Source organism: Micromonospora sp. NPDC047620 (assembly GCF_043205005.1).
Taxonomy (GTDB): Bacteria; Actinomycetota; Actinomycetes; order Mycobacteriales; family Micromonosporaceae; genus Micromonospora.
The window spans coordinates 25,779-43,313 of record NZ_JBIDDG010000045.1; the positions used below are offsets into that span (position 1 = coordinate 25,779).

At 73.6% G+C, this 17,535-nt stretch carries 17 protein-coding genes; 4 read left to right on the plus strand and 13 right to left on the minus strand.

All coding sequences use genetic code 11. From position 1 onward, the window contains the following. Positions 1-78: 78 nt before the first annotated feature. The 9 genes from ACGF5C_RS32400 to pgsA all read right to left on the minus strand — a co-directional run bounded on the left by ACGF5C_RS32400 (position 79) and on the right by pgsA (position 6,815). Entirely contained in the window at positions 79-474 is a 396-nt protein-coding gene (locus ACGF5C_RS32400; protein ID WP_393307851.1) for a PIN domain-containing protein, read from the minus strand. Beyond that, positions 471-683, minus strand: a complete 213-nt coding sequence (locus ACGF5C_RS32405) for a type II toxin-antitoxin system VapB family antitoxin (protein ID WP_393307853.1) — start codon at positions 681-683, stop codon at positions 471-473. Before ACGF5C_RS32405 ends, ACGF5C_RS32400 begins: the two co-directional genes overlap by 4 nt. A 55-nt stretch (positions 684-738) precedes the next feature. Next, positions 739-1,488, minus strand: coding sequence for a YebC/PmpR family DNA-binding transcriptional regulator (locus ACGF5C_RS32410; protein WP_357701515.1), 750 nt, complete (start codon positions 1,486-1,488; stop codon positions 739-741). Between the two features lie 242 nt (positions 1,489-1,730). Beyond that, positions 1,731-2,339, minus strand: coding sequence for a pyridoxal 5'-phosphate synthase glutaminase subunit PdxT (gene pdxT, locus ACGF5C_RS32415; protein WP_357452246.1), 609 nt, complete (start codon positions 2,337-2,339; stop codon positions 1,731-1,733). A gap of 76 nt (positions 2,340-2,415) precedes the next feature. Next, the gene (gene pdxS, locus ACGF5C_RS32420; protein ID WP_393307855.1) at positions 2,416-3,333 is read right to left on the minus strand and encodes a pyridoxal 5'-phosphate synthase lyase subunit PdxS; all 918 of its coding nucleotides are present in this window, start codon (positions 3,331-3,333) and stop codon (positions 2,416-2,418) included. A gap of 191 nt (positions 3,334-3,524) precedes the next feature. Next, entirely contained in the window at positions 3,525-4,028 is a 504-nt protein-coding gene (locus ACGF5C_RS32425; protein ID WP_393269670.1) for a hypothetical protein, read from the minus strand. Between the two features lie 2 nt (positions 4,029-4,030). After that, the gene (locus tag ACGF5C_RS32430) at positions 4,031-5,191 is read right to left on the minus strand and encodes a glycosyltransferase family 4 protein (RefSeq protein WP_393307857.1); all 1,161 of its coding nucleotides are present in this window, start codon (positions 5,189-5,191) and stop codon (positions 4,031-4,033) included. A gap of 15 nt (positions 5,192-5,206) precedes the next feature. Beyond that, positions 5,207-6,139, minus strand: a complete 933-nt coding sequence (locus tag ACGF5C_RS32435) for a phosphatidylinositol mannoside acyltransferase (RefSeq protein WP_393307859.1) — start codon at positions 6,137-6,139, stop codon at positions 5,207-5,209. A gap of 43 nt (positions 6,140-6,182) precedes the next feature. After that, entirely contained in the window at positions 6,183-6,815 is a 633-nt protein-coding gene (gene pgsA, locus ACGF5C_RS32440; protein ID WP_393307861.1) for a phosphatidylinositol phosphate synthase, read from the minus strand. 252 nt (positions 6,816-7,067) lie between these two features. On the opposite strand from pgsA, the gene ACGF5C_RS32445 reads away from it, so the two are divergent. Continuing rightward, a complete protein-coding gene (locus ACGF5C_RS32445) occupies positions 7,068-9,230 on the plus strand; it encodes an elongation factor G-like protein EF-G2 (protein ID WP_393307863.1) in 2,163 nt (720 codons plus the stop codon). Positions 9,231-9,371: 141 nt separating this feature from the next. On the opposite strand, the gene ACGF5C_RS32450 is transcribed toward ACGF5C_RS32445, so the two are convergent. After that, complete coding sequence (locus tag ACGF5C_RS32450) at positions 9,372-10,430, minus strand: aldo/keto reductase (RefSeq protein WP_393307865.1); 1,059 nt, start codon at positions 10,428-10,430, stop codon at positions 9,372-9,374. Positions 10,431-10,545: 115 nt separating this feature from the next. After that, positions 10,546-11,055 carry an HIT domain-containing protein gene (locus tag ACGF5C_RS32455; protein ID WP_350706683.1) on the minus strand — a complete coding sequence of 170 codons (510 nt, stop codon included), beginning with the start codon at positions 11,053-11,055 and terminating at the stop codon, positions 10,546-10,548. A gap of 159 nt (positions 11,056-11,214) precedes the next feature. Between ACGF5C_RS32455 and ACGF5C_RS32460 the strand changes: the two genes are divergently transcribed. Continuing rightward, entirely contained in the window at positions 11,215-11,961 is a 747-nt protein-coding gene (locus ACGF5C_RS32460) for a D-Ala-D-Ala carboxypeptidase family metallohydrolase (protein WP_393307867.1), read from the plus strand. A 72-nt stretch (positions 11,962-12,033) separates the two neighbouring features. Here ACGF5C_RS32460 and thrS read toward each other — a convergent pair whose 3' ends face one another. Together thrS and ACGF5C_RS32470 are read right to left on the minus strand one after the other, a co-directional pair. Continuing rightward, complete coding sequence (gene thrS / locus ACGF5C_RS32465) at positions 12,034-14,034, minus strand: threonine--tRNA ligase (RefSeq protein WP_393307869.1); 2,001 nt, start codon at positions 14,032-14,034, stop codon at positions 12,034-12,036. Positions 14,035-14,239: 205 nt separating this feature from the next. Continuing rightward, the gene (locus tag ACGF5C_RS32470; protein ID WP_393307871.1) at positions 14,240-15,160 is read right to left on the minus strand and encodes an ADP-ribosylglycohydrolase family protein; all 921 of its coding nucleotides are present in this window, start codon (positions 15,158-15,160) and stop codon (positions 14,240-14,242) included. A 73-nt stretch (positions 15,161-15,233) separates the two neighbouring features. On the opposite strand from ACGF5C_RS32470, the gene ACGF5C_RS32475 reads away from it, so the two are divergent. Next, positions 15,234-15,923 carry a response regulator transcription factor gene (locus ACGF5C_RS32475; RefSeq protein WP_357701537.1) on the plus strand — a complete coding sequence of 230 codons (690 nt, stop codon included), beginning with the start codon at positions 15,234-15,236 and terminating at the stop codon, positions 15,921-15,923. Positions 15,924-15,952: 29 nt separating this feature from the next. Beyond that, the gene (locus ACGF5C_RS32480) at positions 15,953-17,323 is read left to right on the plus strand and encodes an ATP-binding protein (RefSeq protein ID WP_393307873.1); all 1,371 of its coding nucleotides are present in this window, start codon (positions 15,953-15,955) and stop codon (positions 17,321-17,323) included. Positions 17,324-17,535: the final 212 nt, after the last annotated feature.

Below are 17,535 nucleotides of genomic sequence, written 5' to 3' on the forward strand. Positions count from 1 at the left end.
CCTGGATCAGCCGACGGCGGCCATATCTCATCGGAGACGTCGGAAGCGGACCGCAGCCAGCGACTCCCATCGCGGCCGTCAGCCGATCCGCTCTTCGCTCAGCTGCGGCGCGAGCCTCGCCACCGTCTCGAAGTCGGCGTCCTGATGAAGTACCACGAGCTTCAGGCGGATGGCGGTGGCGATAACCAGGTAGTCGGCCACGGACAACCCCTGATGCGCGCTCTGGCTGGCGAGTTCCTGCCGCACCGCCCGCACGACCTGCCAGGCGTCGTCGGGAACCGGCACCCAGGGGTACAGATCCCGCAGGCCGCGCTCGACCCGGTCATACGCCTTGGCATCGGCGATGGTCAAGGTCTCCACGAGCACGGGGTCGCAGAGGGCGATCAGGCCGCGGGTCGCCAGCTCGGACCACTGCGGATCAACCTGACGGCGCACAATGCGGACCAGCGCACTCGTGTCAACCAGATATCTCACCGGTCGAGCTCGTCTAGCCGGTCGAACTGGAAGCCCCCCTCGTCGGCGACCTCCTGAAGGTCCGCCAGCGCGCGCCGCCGTCGCTCCCGACTGGATTCCACCGCCTGCCTGAGGGCCTCCGTCACGGTTTCCTTCTTGGTGGAGGTACCGAGGGCGGCGGTCGCCTCGGCAAGAAGATCCTCGTCGAGATCCAACAGAGTCTTCGCCATGAAACACCTCCCGGACAAATATATATCCGGGAGGTGCGTATATCAACGCAGCAGGTCAGCCGACCGCGGCCATGATCTCGTCGCTGACGTCGAAGTTCGCGTAGACGTTCTGCACGTCGTCGCAGTCCTCCAGGACGTCGATCAGCTTGAAGATCTTGCGCGCGCCGTCCTCGTCGAGGGGGACGTTGACGCTCGGGATCAGCGCCGACTCGGCCGACTCGTACTCGATGCCGGCGTCCTGGAGCGCGGTGCGCACCGCGACCAGGTCGGTCGGCTCGGAGACCACCTCGAACGCCTCACCCAGGTCGTTGACCTCCTCGGCGCCGGCGTCGAGGACCGCCATCATCACGTCGTCCTCGGTCGTCCCGGCCTTGGGGACGATCACCACGCCCTTGCGGGAGAACATGTACGACACCGAGCCCGCGTCGGCGAACGAGCCGCCGTTGCGGGTCAGCGCGGTGCGCACCTCGGTGGCCGCGCGGTTGCGGTTGTCGGTCAGGCACTCGATGAGCAGCGCCACGCCGTTCGGGCCGTAGCCCTCGTACATGATGGTCTGGTAGTCGGCGCCGCCGGCCTCCAGGCCGGAGCCGCGCTTGACGGCGCGGTCGATGTTGTCGTTCGGGACCGAGTTCTTCTTGGCCTTCTGGATGGCGTCGTAGAGCGTGGGGTTACCGGCGGGATCGCCACCGCCGGTCCGCGCGGCGACCTCGACGTTCTTGATGAGCTTGGCGAACATCTTGCCGCGCTTGGCGTCGATGACCGCCTTCTTGTGCTTGGTCGTCGCCCACTTTGAGTGGCCGGACATCTGTTACCTCCGTTGCTACCCGCCGTCTGCATCGACCGCACCGCGCACGCCCCGCTCCCACCGGCGCACGCGGTGGTGCCGGTCAGCCCTGGTGGAAGCCGTGACGGGCAGATGGCCCTGCCGAATCTCGGCAATCCTACCGACGCCCGGCGGCCCGCTGTCACCGCGCCGCGCCTCGCCGCCACGCCCCGACCGCCCGGACCAGGACAGACGGGGCGAAACAATGCACGGCTCGCCACCGCTCAGCGCGACGCCCGGACCAGCTCCACGAAGTACGCGTGCACGCGCGCGTCGCCGGTCAGTTCGGGATGGAACGAGGTGGCCAGCAGGTTGCCCTGCCGGACCGCCACGATCCGCCCGGCGGCCGGGCCCTCGGTCACCGTGCCGAGCACCTCGACGCCGTCGCCGACCCGCTCGACCCACGGCGCCCGGATGAACACCGCGTGGAACGGCCCGCCCTCGACGCCGGTGATCGCCACCGGCGCCTCGAACGAGTCGACCTGCCGCCCGAACGCGTTGCGCCGCACGGTCATCTCGATGCCGGCGAAGCCGCGCTGGTCGGGCCGGCCGTCGAGGACCTCGGTGGCCAGCATGATCATGCCGGCGCACGAGCCGTACACCGGCATCCCGCCGGCGATCCGCTTGTCGATCGGCTCGCGCATCTCGAAGATGTCGGCGAGCTTGCTGATCGTGGTGGACTCGCCCCCGGGGATCACCAGCCCGTCCACCGCGTCCAATTCCTGCGCCCGGCGCACCGGACGGGCGTCCGCGCCCGCCGCGGCGAGGGCGGCCACGTGCTCGCGCACGTCGCCCTGGAGCGCGAGCACACCGATCACGGGTGCGTCGCCCATCTGCCGCTCCTCTCCTGGTTAGGAAGGGCCCCTTCCACTACCTCAGGCATTAGGAAGGTGCCCTTCCTTACATCCGTCACCAGCCGCGCTCGGCCAGGCGGTGCGGCTGCGGGATGTCGTCGACGTTGATGCCGACCATCGCCTCGCCCAGGCCCCGGGAGACCTTGGCCAGCACGTCCGGGTCGTCGTGGAAGGTGGTGGCCTTGACGATCGCGGCGGCCCGCTGCGCCGGGTTGCCGGACTTGAAGATGCCGGAGCCGACGAAGACGCCCTCGGCGCCGAGCTGCATCATCATCGCGGCGTCGGCCGGGGTGGCGATGCCACCAGCGGTGAACAGCACCACTGGCAGCTTGCCGCTCTCGGCGACCTCCTTGACCAGCTCGTACGGCGCCTGGAGCTCCTTGGCGGCCACGTACAGCTCGTCGGTCGGCAGCGAGCTCAGCCGGCGGATCTCCTGGCGGATCCTGCGCATGTGGGTGGTGGCGTTGGAGACGTCACCGGTGCCGGCCTCGCCCTTGGAGCGGATCATGGCCGCGCCCTCGGTGATCCGGCGCAGGGCCTCGCCCAGGTTGGTCGCGCCGCAGACGAAGGGGACGGTGAAGGCCCACTTGTCGATGTGGTTGGCGTAGTCGGCCGGGGTCAGCACCTCGGACTCGTCGACGTAGTCGACGCCGAGCGACTGGAGGATCTGGGCCTCCACGAAGTGGCCGATCCGGGCCTTCGCCATCACGGGGATGGAGACGGCGTCGATGATGCCGTCGATCATGTCGGGGTCGCTCATCCGGGACACCCCGCCCTGGGCGCGGATGTCGGCGGGCACCCGCTCCAGCGCCATCACGGCGACGGCGCCGGCGTCCTCGGCGATCTTGGCCTGCTCGGCGTTGACCACATCCATGATCACGCCGCCCTTGAGCATCTCGGCCATGCCGCGCTTGACGCGGGCGGTGCCGGTGACCGGGCTGGTGCTGGCGTTCTGGGCAGTCGTTTCGGGCACGGGTCATCGCTCCTCGACGTGCTCGGGGTGGGGTGGCTGCGAAAATGCTACGGCCGTCCCAACGCCCGTCCGACAGCCAATCAGACCCACGGTGGCCTGCCCTGTGGCAGTCGTCACCACCCCGCCGCCGCCCGGTCGCCGGGTGCGCCCGGCGTCCCGTCCGGGGCGTTTCTGTCGGCTCCGTGCCCGCCTCAGCCGGCGGGGACGTCCGCCGGGACGGTGAGGGTGGGGTCGTCGATGTCGAAGTAGCGCGGCCAGGGTCGACGGCGCCCCATGCGCAACAGCCGCACCAGCGGACGGCCGCGCGCCGCGCGGGCGTCGCGGACCAGGTCGGTGTGCACCTGACGGGCCAGGGCGAGCCGTCGGCTGGCGCCGATCACCGCCTCGCAGTCCGGATCGGCCGGGTCCAGCTCCACGGCACGCAACTGGCGGGTGAGGTCGTTCTCGGCGGCCTCCCGCTCGTCCGGCTGCGCGTCCAGCGCGATCCGCGCCGCCGCGTACAGCTCGACGCCGTAGCGCCGCTCGGCCAGGACCGCGGCGGCCGCCGCGCGGCGCAGCAGGTGGGCGTCCAGGGCGCGGGCGGCCAGCTCGGCCCGGCCGTGCAGCCGGTCGACCCGGCCGGCGGTCCAGACCAGGTACGCCGCGACCAGCCCGACGGCCAGGGCCGCGACCACCCCCCACCACATGCCCGACATCGTCAGTCCAGCCCCACCCATTCGGTGTCCATGACCCGCCCGTCGGTGGCCTCGATCGCCGCCGCGTACACCTCGAGGACCCGGCGGGCGACCACCGGCCAGTCGAAGGTGGCCACCACCTGGTCGCCGCAGGCGGTCAGCGCGGCCCGGCCGTCGGGATCGTCGAGCAGCTCGGCCAGGGCGGTACGCAACGCGGGCCGGTCCCCCGTCGGGAAGAGCCGGCCGGCCCGGCCGCCGTCGAGCACGCGGCGGAACGCGTCGAGGTCGCTGGCCACGACGGTGGTGCCCGCCGCGAGCGCCTCGGTGAGGATCATGCCGAAGGACTCCCCGCCGGTGTTCGGCGCCACGTAGAGGTGCACGCTGCGCAGCATCCGCGCCTTGTCCTCCTCGGAGACCAGCCCGAGGAAGGTCACCTGGTCGCGTAGCTCGACCGGGAACCGCCCGAACAGGTCGTCCGGGTCACCGGGGCCGGCCACCAGCAGCCGCAGCCCGGGACGATGCCGGGCCAGCTCGACGAAGGCGTCGCGCAGGATCGGGAAGCCCTTGCGGGCCTCGGTGAACCGGCCGAGGAAGCCGATCGCGCCGCCCCGCCCGGGCGCGCACTCCCCCGGCCAGCCGGGCAGCGGCTGCGCATGGTTGAACTTCGCGACGGCCACCCCGTTGGGGATCTCCACCGCGCCGCCGTCCATGTGCTCGACCTGTACCTTGCGCGCCAGCGCGCTGACCGCGATCCGGGCGGTGATCCGCTCCAGCACGATCTGGAGCACCCCCTGCGCGGCGGCGAGCGCCCGCGACCGGGTCATCGCCGTGTGGAAGGTCGCCACCACCGGCCCACGGGCGGAGAGCACGGCCAGCAGCGACAGGCTCAGGGTCAGCGGCTCGTGCACGTGCAGCACGTCGAAGTCGCCCCGGGTGATCCAGCGCCGCACCCGCGCCGTGGAGACCGGGCCGAACGCGATCCGCGCCACCGAGCCGTTGTACGGCAGCGGCACCGCCCGCCCCGCCGGCACCACGTACGGCGGCAGCGGGGAGTCCTCGTCGGCCGGGGCGAGCACGCTCACCTCGTGCCCGAGGCCGATCAGCGCCTCGGCGAGGTCCATGACGTGGTTCTGCACCCCGCCGGGCACGTCGAAGGAGTACGGGCACACGATGCCGATGCGCACGCCTCAACGCCTCCCTTACGCCTGTCCGGCAGCCGGGGAGGGCAGGGTCGCGCCGCCACCCGTGCCGTGCTGGTCCAGCCACATCCGCTGCAACATGTGCCAGTCTTCCGGATGCCGGGCGATGCCCGCCGCCAGACCGTCGGCGATCCGCTGGGTCAGCGACCGGACCCGCCGGTCGAGCGGGCCCTCCTCGGGGTCGGGCAGCGGCAGCGGACCCTCGACCGACGCGCAGGCCGCGTCCGCCTCGTACCACATCGAGGCGACGTAGAGGGGCGCCCCGGTGCGCAGGGCGAGCAGGGCCGGGCCCGGCGGCATCCGGGTGCGGGCCCCGAAGAAGTCGACCTCCACCCCCCGGGCGGAGAGGTCCCGGTCGGCCAGCAGGGGCACCACCGTGCCGGCCCGGACCCGGTCGACCAGCACGTCGAACGCCGGCCGGTCGCCGCCGTGGGTGGGCAGAATCTCCATGCCCAGACTCCGCCGGAAGGCGAGGAACCGCTGGTAGACGCCCTCGGGCTTGAGCCGCTCGGCGACCGTGGTGATCGGCCAGCCGGTCGCCGCGACCCAGGCGCCGGCGGCGTCCCAGTTGCCGGCGTGCGGCAGCGCCACCACCGCGCCCCGGCCGGCCGCCACGTCGGCCGCGAGCAGCTCCTCGCCGTCGAGCCGGAAGCCGGCCAGGATCTCCGTCCGGCTGAGCGAGGGCAGCCGGAACGCCTCCATCCAGTAGCGGGCGTACGAGCGCAGGCCGTGGCGGACCAGCTCGTCGAGGTCGGCCTCGGGCAGGTCGGGGCCGACCACCCGGCGCAGGTTCGCGCGCAGTCGGGCCGTACCCCCGCCGCCCCGGCGGTGGGCGCGGTCGGCGCCCGCCCGGAACGCCGCGGCCACGACGGGCCGGGGCAGCGCGCGGATCACGCGCCACCCGGCGACGTAGCCGAGCTCGGTGAGATTCACCGGCGCCGGCCCCCGGACAGCGGCCGACCGGCGCTCGTCGCGCTCACCCCTGCCCGCCCGGGGTGTGCACCCGCTGGGCCTGGCGGTAGACGTGGGCCATCCGCTGGCCGACGGTGAAGATCGACACGGCGGCGAGCAGCCAGAGCGCGATCTCCAGCGCGGGCCGGACGCCGAGGCCGGTGAGCAGCCCGCCGACGCCGACGATGAGCAGCCGCTCGGTGCGCTCGGCGATGCCCACGTTGCACGTCATGCCGAGCCCCTCGGCCCGGGCCTTGACGTAGGAGACCAGGCCGCCGGCGGCCAGGCAGAGCAGCGCGGCGGCGACGCCCGAATACTCGTGCTCGGTGGCCAGCCAGTACGCCACCGCGCCGAAGACCGCGCTGTCGGCGATCCGGTCCATGCTCGAATCGAGGAACGCCCCGAATTTCGTGGAGCCGCCGCTCATCCGGGCCATCGTCCCGTCGAGCAGGTCGGTGAGCGCGAACACGGTCACGATCAGGGCCCCGGCGACCAGATGACCGCGGGCACCGAAGCCGAGCGCACCGACGAGCACCCCGAGGGTGCCCGCCACGGTGACCGCGTTGGGGGTTACGCCCGCTCGGAGCAGGCCGCGTGCGACCGGCTCGACGACGCGGGTCATCCCCGCGCGGGCCGTCACTTGGAAGATCTTCGCCATGGCGGTCCCACGATAACGGTCCCGCCGGCACCGGTGGTACGGCCGGTCAACGACCCGCGCAGGACGGAGGCTTGTGCCGGCCCCGCAACAGGTGTGAGATCGAGCCAGGAAGGTGAGTCAGCTCACCCACTCGCCCGTTGATTACCCGCAACCCTGCAGAGCACCGGAGGATATCGCCGCGGAACCCGCTCGGGCCGCTTCCCCGTCGCGCGCGGCGGTCGCCACCAACCACGGCTGAGGGAGGTGCGCCCCATGGCGCAGAAAAGTCAGGAGAAGGGGGCCGCCGGCGGCGCGCCGGTGGTGACCGAGCCGGGCCGGATCCGCAACGTGGTGCTCGTCGGGCACTCCGGAGCGGGCAAGACGACCCTGGTCGAGGCGCTGCTCGCGGCGACCGGCACGATCGGCCGGGCCGGCACCGTCGCCGACGGCAGCACCGTCTGCGACCACGACCCGGCGGCCGTACGCCAGCAGCGCTCGGTGAGCCTGGCCTGCGCGCCGCTGCTGCACGACGGGATCAAGGTCAACCTGCTCGACACCCCCGGCTACGCCGACTTCGTGGGCGAGTTGCGCGCGGGGCTGCGGGCCGCCGACGCGGCGCTGTTCGTGGTCTCCGCCGTCGACGGGATGGACGCCGCCACCGCCGCCCTCTGGGAGGAGTGCGCGGCGGTCGACATGCCCCGGGCCGTCGCCGTCGCCCGGCTCGACCACCCGCGCGCCGACTTCGACGAGGCGGTGGCGCTCTGCCAGCGGGTCTTCGGCGACAACGTGCTCCCGCTCTACCTGCCGATGCTCGGCGACGACGGCGTCTCCACCGTCGGCCTGCTCGGCCTGATCACCCGCCGGGTCTTCGACTACACCGCCGGCCTGCCGGCCGACGTGCGCGAGCCGGACCCGGAGCACCTGCCGGCCATCGTCGAGTCCCGCAACGAGCTGATCGAGGGGATCATCGCCGAGAGCGAGGACGAGTCCCTGATGGACCGCTACCTCTCGGGCGAGGAGATCGGCACCGAAGTGCTGATCGAGGACCTGGAGAAGGCGGTCGCGCGAGGCCACTTCTACCCGGTGGTGCCGGTCTGCGCGGAGACCGGGGTCGGGCTGGACGCGCTGCTGGAGGTGCTCACCGCCGGTTTCCCGTCGCCGCTGGAGCACGAACTGCCGGCGGTCGCCGGGGTGGACGACTCGCCCCGCCCGCCGCTGGCCTGCGACCCGGACGGCCCGCTGGTCGCCGAGGTGGTCAAGACGACCGTCGACCGGCACGTCGGCCGGGTCTCCCTGGTCCGGGTCTTCTCCGGCACGCTGCGCCCGGAGCAGACCGTGCACGTCTCCGGGCACGGGATGGCCGAGCGCGGCCACCCCGACCACGACGCCGACGAGCGGGTCGGGCACATCTACACCCCGCTGGGTGCGAGCCTGCGCGAGGTGGGCGCCTGCGTGGCCGGCGACATCTGCGCGATCACCAAGTCGGGCAGCGCGGAGACCGGCGACACGATCTCCGCCAAGGACGACCCGCTGCTGATCGCACCCTGGGAGATGCCCGAGCCGCTGCTGCCGGTCGCCGTCGTGGCCCACAGCCGCGCCGACGAGGACGCCCTCGCGCGCAACCTGGCCCGCCTGGTCGCCGGCGACCCGACCATGCGGTTGGAGCGCAACCCGGAGACCCACCAGCTGGTGCTCTGGTGCATGGGCGAGGCGCACGCCGACGTGGTGCTGGAGCGGCTGCGCGCGGGCGGGGTGGAACTGGACACCGAGCCGGTCCGGGTCGCGCTGCGCGAGACGCTGACCGTCCCGGCCAAGGGGCACGGCCGGCACGTCAAGCAGTCCGGCGGCCACGGGCAGTACGCCGTCTGCGACATCGAGGTCGAGCCGCTGCCGCGCGGGGCCGGCTTCGAGTTCGTCGACCGGGTGGTCGGCGGCGCGGTGCCGCACAACTACATCCCCTCCGTCGAGAAGGGCGTACGCGCCCAGATGGAGCGGGGCCTGGTCGCCGGCCATCCGGTGGTGGACCTGCGGGTGACCCTCTTCGACGGCAAGGCGCACAGCGTGGACTCCTCCGACGCGGCCTTCCAGACCGCCGGCGCGCTGGCGCTGCGGGACGCCGCCGAGAAGGGCCAGCCGGCGCTGCTGGAGCCGGTCGACGAGGTGGTGATCCGGGTGTCCGACTCGTCCGTCGGCGCGGTGATGGGCGACCTGTCCGGGCGGCGCGGCCGGGTGCTCGGCACCGAGCCGGACGCGGACGCCGAGGGGCGCACCCTGGTCCGCGCCGAGGTGCCCGCCACGGAGCTGCTCCGTTACGCGGTCGAGCTGCGCTCGATGACGTCGGGCACCGGCACCTTCCGCCGCCACTTCGTCCGCTACGACCCCATGCCCGCCCACCTGGCCGACCAGGTCCGCAAGGAACACGCCAGCCACCCCTGACCGGGCTCCCCGCGGGGTCGATCACGCAGTTGTGACACGGAGCCGCCTGGCGCGGTGGAGCTGCCCGACAAAACGGGCGATCCGGGGCGCGACGCCCCACCACAACGGCATGATCGACGGTGACCCGGCGGGTGGGGCGCGTCAGGGGCGGGCGGTGGGAAGCATGGGGCTCGGGTGGTGGGGGCGGTCGGCCTCGCGGAGCGCGGCCGAGCGGAGCGCCGCCAACTGGCGTTCCACCTCGGCGAACTGGTCGGCCGGCAGCGGCCCCCGGTGCAGGGCGGCGGCGTTCTCCTCGACCTGCGCGACGGTGCGGCAGCCGGGGATCGGGACGGTGCGCCCGCTGCGCGCCCAGATCCAGCCCAGCGCGCCCTGGGCCGGGGTGCGGCCGTCGGCGGTCAGCGCCGCCCGCACGGCGGCGGCCCGCCGCAGCCACTCCGGGGCCGGCCGGCCGCCCCGGAACCACTCCAGCCAGCCCGGTGCGACCCCCCGCACGTCGTCGCGGGGCAGCGTGGAGCCGGTCGTGTACTTGCCGGAGAGCAGGCCCATCCCCAGCGGCCCCCGGTTGACGCTGGCCAGGTCGTACTTGTCGCAGACGGCGAGCAGCTCGGGGGCGTCCCGGAGCACCGAGAGGGTGTGCTGCACGGCGGTGGCGTGCCGGGCGCCCTGGCCGAAGGCGGCCGCCCGGTCGGGGCGGTCGGTGCTCCAGCCGTACGCGCGGACCAGCCCGTCGGCGACCAGGTCCTCCAGGGTGCCGACGAGCGCCTCGGCCCGGGGCACCGGCAGGTCGGCGAGGTGCAGCTGGTAGAGGTCGATCCGGTCGGTGCCGAGCCGGCGCAGCGACTCCTCCACCGCCCGCCGCAGGTACGCCGGGGAACTGTCCGCGCCGGTGGCCTGACGGGTCGCCTCGTCGAAGGTGTGGCCCCACTTGGTGGCGATCACGGCCTCGTCGCGCCGGCCGGCGAGCGCCCGGCCCAGGACCCGCTCCGAGTGCCCCGCCCCGTAGGTGTCGGCGGTGTCGAAGAGGGTCACGCCGAGGTCGAGCGCGCGACGTACCGCCCGGACGGACTCCTCGTCGTCGACGGCGCCCCAGCCCAGCGGCTGCGTGCCCTCGGCCCAAGGGCCGCCGATCGCCCAGCACCCCATGCCCAGCGCGCTGACCTCGATGCCGCTGCGGCCCAACGGCCGTGTCGTGACTGCCATCGACGCATCGTGCCACCTCCGGCGCCCGCCCCGGGGCGAAGTCCCCGCCGCCGCGCGGGACCCCGACCCCGGCCCGCCTCACCGGGCCGGGCGCGGGCGAACAGGGCGGTCCGGGTCAGGAGGGCCAGGCGCGGGCGAGCAACTCCCGGGTGTCCCCGAGCAGTTGCGGCAGCACCTTGGTGCGCCCGATCACCGGCATGAAGTTGGCGTCCCCGCCCCAGCGGGGCACGACGTGCTGGTGTAGGTGCGCGGCGATCCCGGCGCCGGCCACCCCGCCCTGGTTCATCCCGAGGTTGAACCCGTGGGCGTTGCTGACCTTGCGGATCACCCGCATCGCGGTCTGGGTGAACGACGCCAGCTCGGCGGTCTCCGGCCCGTCGAGGTCGGTGTAGTCGGCGACGTGCCGGTAGGGGCAGACCAGCAGGTGACCCGGGTTGTACGGGTAGAGGTTGAGCACCACGAAGACGTGCGCGCCGCGCGCGACGACGAGGCTCTCCTCCGCCGGCAGGCCGGGGGCGAGGCAGAAGGGGCACCCCTTCGGCTTCTCGTAGCCCTCGGGACGGTCCTCACCCGAGATGTAGGTCATCCGGTGCGGCGTCCAGAGCCGCTCCAGGCCGTCGGCCATGCCGCTGTCCGTGTGCCGTTCCACCCCTGTCACAGGCCGATCCTACGGAGCGGCCCGACGACCGGCGAGGCCCGCCGTGGGGAACCCGGCGCTGGAAGTTGTTGACGAATCGAAGAGCACCGTTGAAACTTCCATCCATCGATTTTCTTCCATAGACCGATGGAGGTCTCCGTGATCCGACGGTTCGGCAGATTCCTCGCGGCGCTCGCGCTGACCGCCGCCACCACCGTGGTGGGCGTCACCTTCACCGCCGGCGCGGCCCACGCCGACGGCTGCTACACGTGGGGGCGCACCCTGTCCGAGGGGATGTCCGGCGAGGACGTCCGGCAACTCCAGATCCGGGTCTCGGGCTACCCCGGCTACGGCGCCGTGCTCGCCCTCGACGGCGTGTACGGCCCGGGCACCCGGTCCGCCGTGATCCGCTTCCAGCAGGCGTACGGGCTGGGCGCCGACGGCGTCGCCGGGCCGCTGACCTTCAACCAGATCTACGCGCTCCAGGACGACGACTGCACCCCGGTCAGCTTCAGCTACGCGGAGTGGAACAGGTGCAACAGCGACTGGTCCGGCGGCGCGGTGCCAGCCAGCACCGCCCGCTTCAACGCCCGCGTGTCGATGTGGAAGCTCCAGGCCATGCGGCGCGCACTCGGCAACGTGCCGCTCTACATCAGCAGCGGCTTCCGCAGCTACGCCTGCAACAGCGCGGTCGGCGGCGCCGCCGGCAGCCGGCACCTCTACGGCGACGGGGTCGACCTGGTCGGGTCGCCCTCGCTGTGCCGGCTCGCCCAGCAGGCCCGCTACCACGGCTTCAGCAACATCCTCGGCCCCGGCTACCCGGGCCACAACGACCACACCCACCTGGGCAACACGCCGAGCCGGTCCTGGTCCGCCCCGACCTGCGGGATCTGACGCCCGACGGCCCGTCGACGAAGGCCCCCCGCCGACGGCGGGGGGCCTTCCGTGCCTCCGGTGCGTGGTGGATCAGGCGGCCGACGGGCCGACGTTGGTGCGCGAGCCGACCACGTCGAGCACGTGGGACACCGCGTCGGCGATCGGCACCCCGTTGCGCTGCGAGCCGTCCCGGTAGCGGAACGAGACCGTGCCAGCCGCCACGTCGTCGTCACCGGCGATCACCATGAACGGGATCTTCTGCTGCTGGGCGGTGCGGATCTTCTTCTGCATCCGGTCGTCGCCCGCGTCCACCTGGGCGCGGATCCCCTCGGCGCGCAGCGCCGCGACGAAGCCGTGCAGGTAGTCGGTGTGGTCCTCGCGGATCGGGATGCCCACCACCTGCACCGGGGCCAGCCAGGCCGGGAACGCGCCCGCGTAGTGCTCGGTGAGCACGCCGAAGAACCGCTCGATCGAGCCGAACAGCGCCCGGTGGATCATCACCGGCCGCTGCCGGGTGCCGTCGGCGGCCTGGAACTCCAGCCCGAACCGCTCCGGCAGGTTGAAGTCGACCTGGATGGTGGACATCTGCCAGGTCCGGCCGATCGCGTCCTTCGCCTGCACCGAGATCTTCGGCCCGTAGAAGGCCGCGCCGCCCGGGTCCGGCACCAGGTCCAGGCCGGACTCCTCGGCGGCCGAGCGCAGCGCCTCGGTGGCCCGCTCCCAGTTCTCGTCGGTGCCGACGGACTTCTCCGGGTTGCGGGTGGACAGCTCCAGGTAGAAGTCGTCCAGGCCGTAGTCGCGCAGCAGGTCGAGCACGAACGACAGCAGCGACTTCAGCTCGCCGGCCATCTGCTCCTGGGTGCAGTAGATGTGCGCGTCGTCCTGCGTCATGCCGCGCACCCGGGTCAGGCCGTGCACCACACCGGACTTCTCGAACCGGTAGACCGAGCCGAACTCGAACAGCCGCAGCGGCAGCTCGCGGTAGGACCGCCCCCGGGACCGGAAGATCAGGTTGTGGAACGGGCAGTTCATCGGCTTGAGGTAGTAGTTCGCGCCCTCCATCTCCATGGGCGGGTACATGCCGTCGGCGTACCACTGCAGGTGCCCGGAGGTCTCGAAGAGCTGCGCCTTGGTGATGTGCGGGGTGTTGACGAACTCGTACCCGGCCTCCTCGTGCCGGCGGCGCGAGTAGTTCTCCAGCTCACGGCGGATGATGCCGCCCTTGGGGTGGAAGACCGCCAGGCCGGAGCCGATCTCGTCGGGGAAGCTGAACAGGTCGAGGTCCGCGCCGAGCTTGCGGTGGTCGCGCCGGGCGGCCTCCTCCAGCAGCTTCAGGTACGCCTTCAGCTCGTCCCGGGTCGGCCAGGCGGTGCCGTAGACCCGCTGGAGCTGCGGGTTCTTCTCCGACCCGCGCCAGTACGCGGCGGCCGAGCGCATCAGCTTGAACGCGCCGATCAGTCGCGTGTTCGGCAGGTGCGGGCCGCGGCACAGGTCCGACCAGCAGACCTTGTCCTCCGTCGCGGCGAGGTTGTCGTAGATGGTCAGCTCGCCGCCGCCCACCTCCATCACCTCAGAGGTGTCCAGCCCCTCACCCTTGACGTCGATCAGCTCCAGCTTGAACGGCTCGGCGGCCAGCTCGGCCTTCGCCTCGTCCAGGCTGCCGAAGCGGCGACGGCGGAACCGCTGGCCGGACTTGATGATCTCCTGCATCCGCTTCTCGAGCTTGCCGAGGTCGTCCGGCTGGAACGGCTTGTCGACGGCGAAGTCGTAGTAGAAGCCGTTCTCGATGGGCGGGCCGATGCCGAGCTTGGCCTCGGGGAAGACGTCCTGCACGGCCTGGGCGAGCACGTGCGCGGTGGAGTGCCGCAGCACGTTGAGCCCGTCCGGGGAGTCCAGGCTGACCGGCTCGACCTCGGTGTCGACCTGCGGCGACCAGTCCAGGTCACGCAACTGGCCCTGCGGGTCGCGGACCACGACGACCACCTTCGGGCCGGCCGCGGGCAGCCCGGCCGCGGCCACCGCGTCGGCCGCCGTGGTCCCGGCGGCGACGACGACGGGGTCGGCCACGGCGGGGGTACGGGGTGCGGACACGGTCACTCCTCCAGCAGACGGTACGGATGACGCCGAACGTTCGGCTCCTGCGATGCTATCGGTCGCCCCCGCCGGCACGGTCGGCGACGCCACCGCCCCCGCGACCCGTGGGACGCCGGCCCCGGCGCACGTCGTCGTCACGCCGCACGTCGCGGGCGGCACGGTCGAGGCGCGACGGGCGCACCCGACCGACCGGCGGGAAGGGTCAGGCGGACCAGTCCGGCAGCGGCTCGCGGGCGGCCAGCCAGGCGGCGGGCACCCCGCCGGGGTTGCCCACCCCGGTGTGCGCGGCCACCACCGAGCCGACAATGGCGGCGGTGGTGTCCACGTCCCCGCCCGCCTCGACGCAGGCGCCGATCGCCGCCGGGTAGTCGTCCAGGTGCACGGCCGCCACCCAGCAGGTGAAGGCGACGGTGTCCTGGGCGGTGACCCGGGAGCCGTTGCCGAGCACGTCGACGACCTCGCGCAGCGGCCAGTCGAGCAGGTCGGCCGCCCGGCGTACGCCCCGGTGCACCTCGGTGGCCGGGTCCAGCGCGGCGGCCACCCCGGCGAGCAGCCGGCGCGGGGGCGGCCGGTGGCCGTCCAGCCGGGCCCGGGCGGCCAGCGAGGCGGCCACCGCCACCGCGACCGCCCCGGCGATGCCCTCCGGGTGCGCGTGGGTCACCTCGGCCGACGCCCGGGCCTGCGCCGCCGCCCGGGCGGTCGAGTCGGCGAACCAGGCGCCCAGCGGGCCGACCCGCATCGCCGCGCCGTTGCCGCACGAGCCCTGCCCGTCGAAGGCGGCGGCGGCCGCCACTGGCCACGGCGTGCCCGTGCGGATCAGCCGCAGGATCGTCACGGCGCCCGGACCGTACCCCCGGTAGGGCTCGCAGCGCTCGGCGAAGGCCATGGCAAGGGCGTCCCGGTCGATGGTGCCCGATGCGGCGAGGGCGGCGACGACCGAGCAGGCCATCTCGGTGTCGTCGGTCCACTCCCACGGTGCCGGGGGAAGCTTGCCGGCGGCCAGGTCGGCCGGGTGCCGGCCGGGGACAAAGAACTGCGAGCCGAGCGCGTCGCCGACCGACAGGCCGGCGAGCGAGTCCCGGGCGAGCGCGAGGCGGGTGTCGGCAAAGAGCGTGAAGGACATCGTTGTACCAGCTTGCCCGGTTCGCAGGTGCGCCGCAACGCGATCAACTTGCCCCGCCGAGTACCGTCTTGGCGTGGCCACCGTGCTCCTGGTCGAAGACGATCACGTCGTACGCGGCGCGATGCTGCGGTCCCTCGCCGACCGGGGGCACGCCGTGCACGCCGTGGGCACCGCGCTGGACGCCCTGCGCCGCGTGGCCGCCGAGACCCCCGACCTGGTGGTGCTCGACCTCGGCCTGCCCGACCTCGACGGCTCGGACGCACTGCGGATGCTGCGCGGCATCACCGACGTGCCGATCATCATCGCCACCGCGCGCGACGACGAGCAGTCCGTGGTCCGGCTGCTGCGCGCCGGGGCCGACGACTACATGGTCAAGCCGTTCACCGGCGCGCACCTCGACGCCCGGATCACCACCGTGCTGCGCCGCGCCGGGCGGGCCAGCCGGGCGGTGCAGCCGGCCGTGCACAGCGTCGGCGGGCTGCGGGTGGACGTCGGGCAGCGCAGCGCCCACCTCGACGGCGAGCCGTTGGCGCTGACCCGCAAGGAATTCGACCTGTTGGCGTATCTCGCCGCACGTCCGGGCCGGGTAGTGTCCCGCCGGGAACTTCTGGAGGAGGTATGGCGGCAGCCGTCGGTCGGCGAGGACCAGACCATCGACGTTCACCTTTACTGGCTGCGTCGCAAAATGGGCGAGTCCGCGGCGAAGCCGCGCTACCTGCGCACCGTGCGGGGGGTCGGCTTCCGGTTGGTGGCGCCGGACTGAGGGCGTCGCTGGCCCGTCTCACGGCCGGCATGTGCGCCCTGGTCGCGCTCGCCTTCCTCCTCCCGCTCGCCACCGGCCTCGGTGACCGGGCCCGCGAGGAGGCGATCGCGGATGCCGCCCGCCGCAGCGCGCTGGTCACCGGGGCGCTCGCGGTCAGCACCGATCCCGCCGTGGTGCAGCGCGCCGTGGCCGCCAGCGGCGACGACCCGGCCACCCGGCCCGTCGTACACGGCCTGGGGGCGGACGAGTCCGCGGGCCGGGCCGGCGGCGCGGACCTGGAGCGGGCGCGGGCCGAGCGGCGCTCCGTGGTCGTCGACGTCGACGGCGGCGTGCTCCGGCTCGACCCGGTGGTGCTCGGCGACCGCACCGCCGTGGTGGAGGTCTTCGTGCCCGAGGCGGCGCTGGACGAGGGCGCCGGCGGCCGGTGGCTGCTGCTGCTCGGGGTGGCCGCCGCGCTGGTGGGCGCGGCGGTGCTGGTGGTCGACCGGGTCGCCGCCCGCGCGGTCGACTCGGCCCGGGGGCTGGTCAGGGCGGCGCTCGCGATCGGCGACGGCGACCTGGCCGTACGCGTCGAGCCCAGCGGCCCGCGCGAGCTGGCCGAGGCCGGGTACGCCTTCAACCGGATGGCCGACCGGATGGTCGCGGCGCGCACCGACGAGCGGGAGCTGGTCGCCGACCTGTCGCACCGGCTGCGCACCCCGCTGACCGTGCTACGGCTGGACGCCGAGGCGCTGGAGTCCGACGACACCAGCGTGGGCTCGTTCAGCGCGGCGGAGCTGGACCGGCGGCGCGGCATCCGACGTATCCGGCAGGCGATCGTCACCCTTGAGGGCGAGATCGACGTGCTGATCAAGACCACCCGCAAGGCGGTGGCGCACGAGGCGGGGCCGGCGATGTGCGACGTCAGCGAGGTGGTCCGGGACCGGATGGTGTTCTGGGCCGCGCTGGCCGGCGACCAGAACCGCCCGCACCGGGTGACCGGCGCCCAGCTGCGCATCCCGGCACCGGTGCCGCGGGCCGAGCTGGCCGCCGCGCTGGACGCGGTGATCGGCAACGTCTTCCGCTACACCCCGCAGGGCACCGCGTTCGAGGTGGCGGTCTCCCGCCGCGACGGCTACGTGGCCATCCGGATCGACGACGCCGGGCCGGGGATCGCCAACCCCGACCGGGCGCTGCGCCGGGGTGCCAGCGACCAGGGCTCCACCGGGCTGGGGCTGGACATCGCCAAGCGGGTGGCGTTGCAGGCCAACGGCTCGGTGAGCATCGACCGGGCCCGGCTCGGCGGGGCGAGCGTGGTCATGCTGCTCGCCGACCCCGAGGCGACGCCCCGGCAGGTCAGCCGGTTCGGGCTGGTCGGCCGAGCTGTGGGCCGGCGCAAGTCTTCCTTAGATCCGGATTAACCGCGGCGGCCGACCCGTCGCGGCCTGGCATGATCTTCCACGAACCCATCAGTTCCACCGGTCACTGCCTCGAGCACCCACCGGCCGGTGGAGCCGTGGGGGGGGGGGGGGGGCCCGGGCCCCCCCCACCACCGCCCCCCGCCCGCCCCCAACACGCCGAGCCCACCCCCCCCCCCCGCGCCCCGCGGGGCCCCCCCCCCCACCCCCCCGCC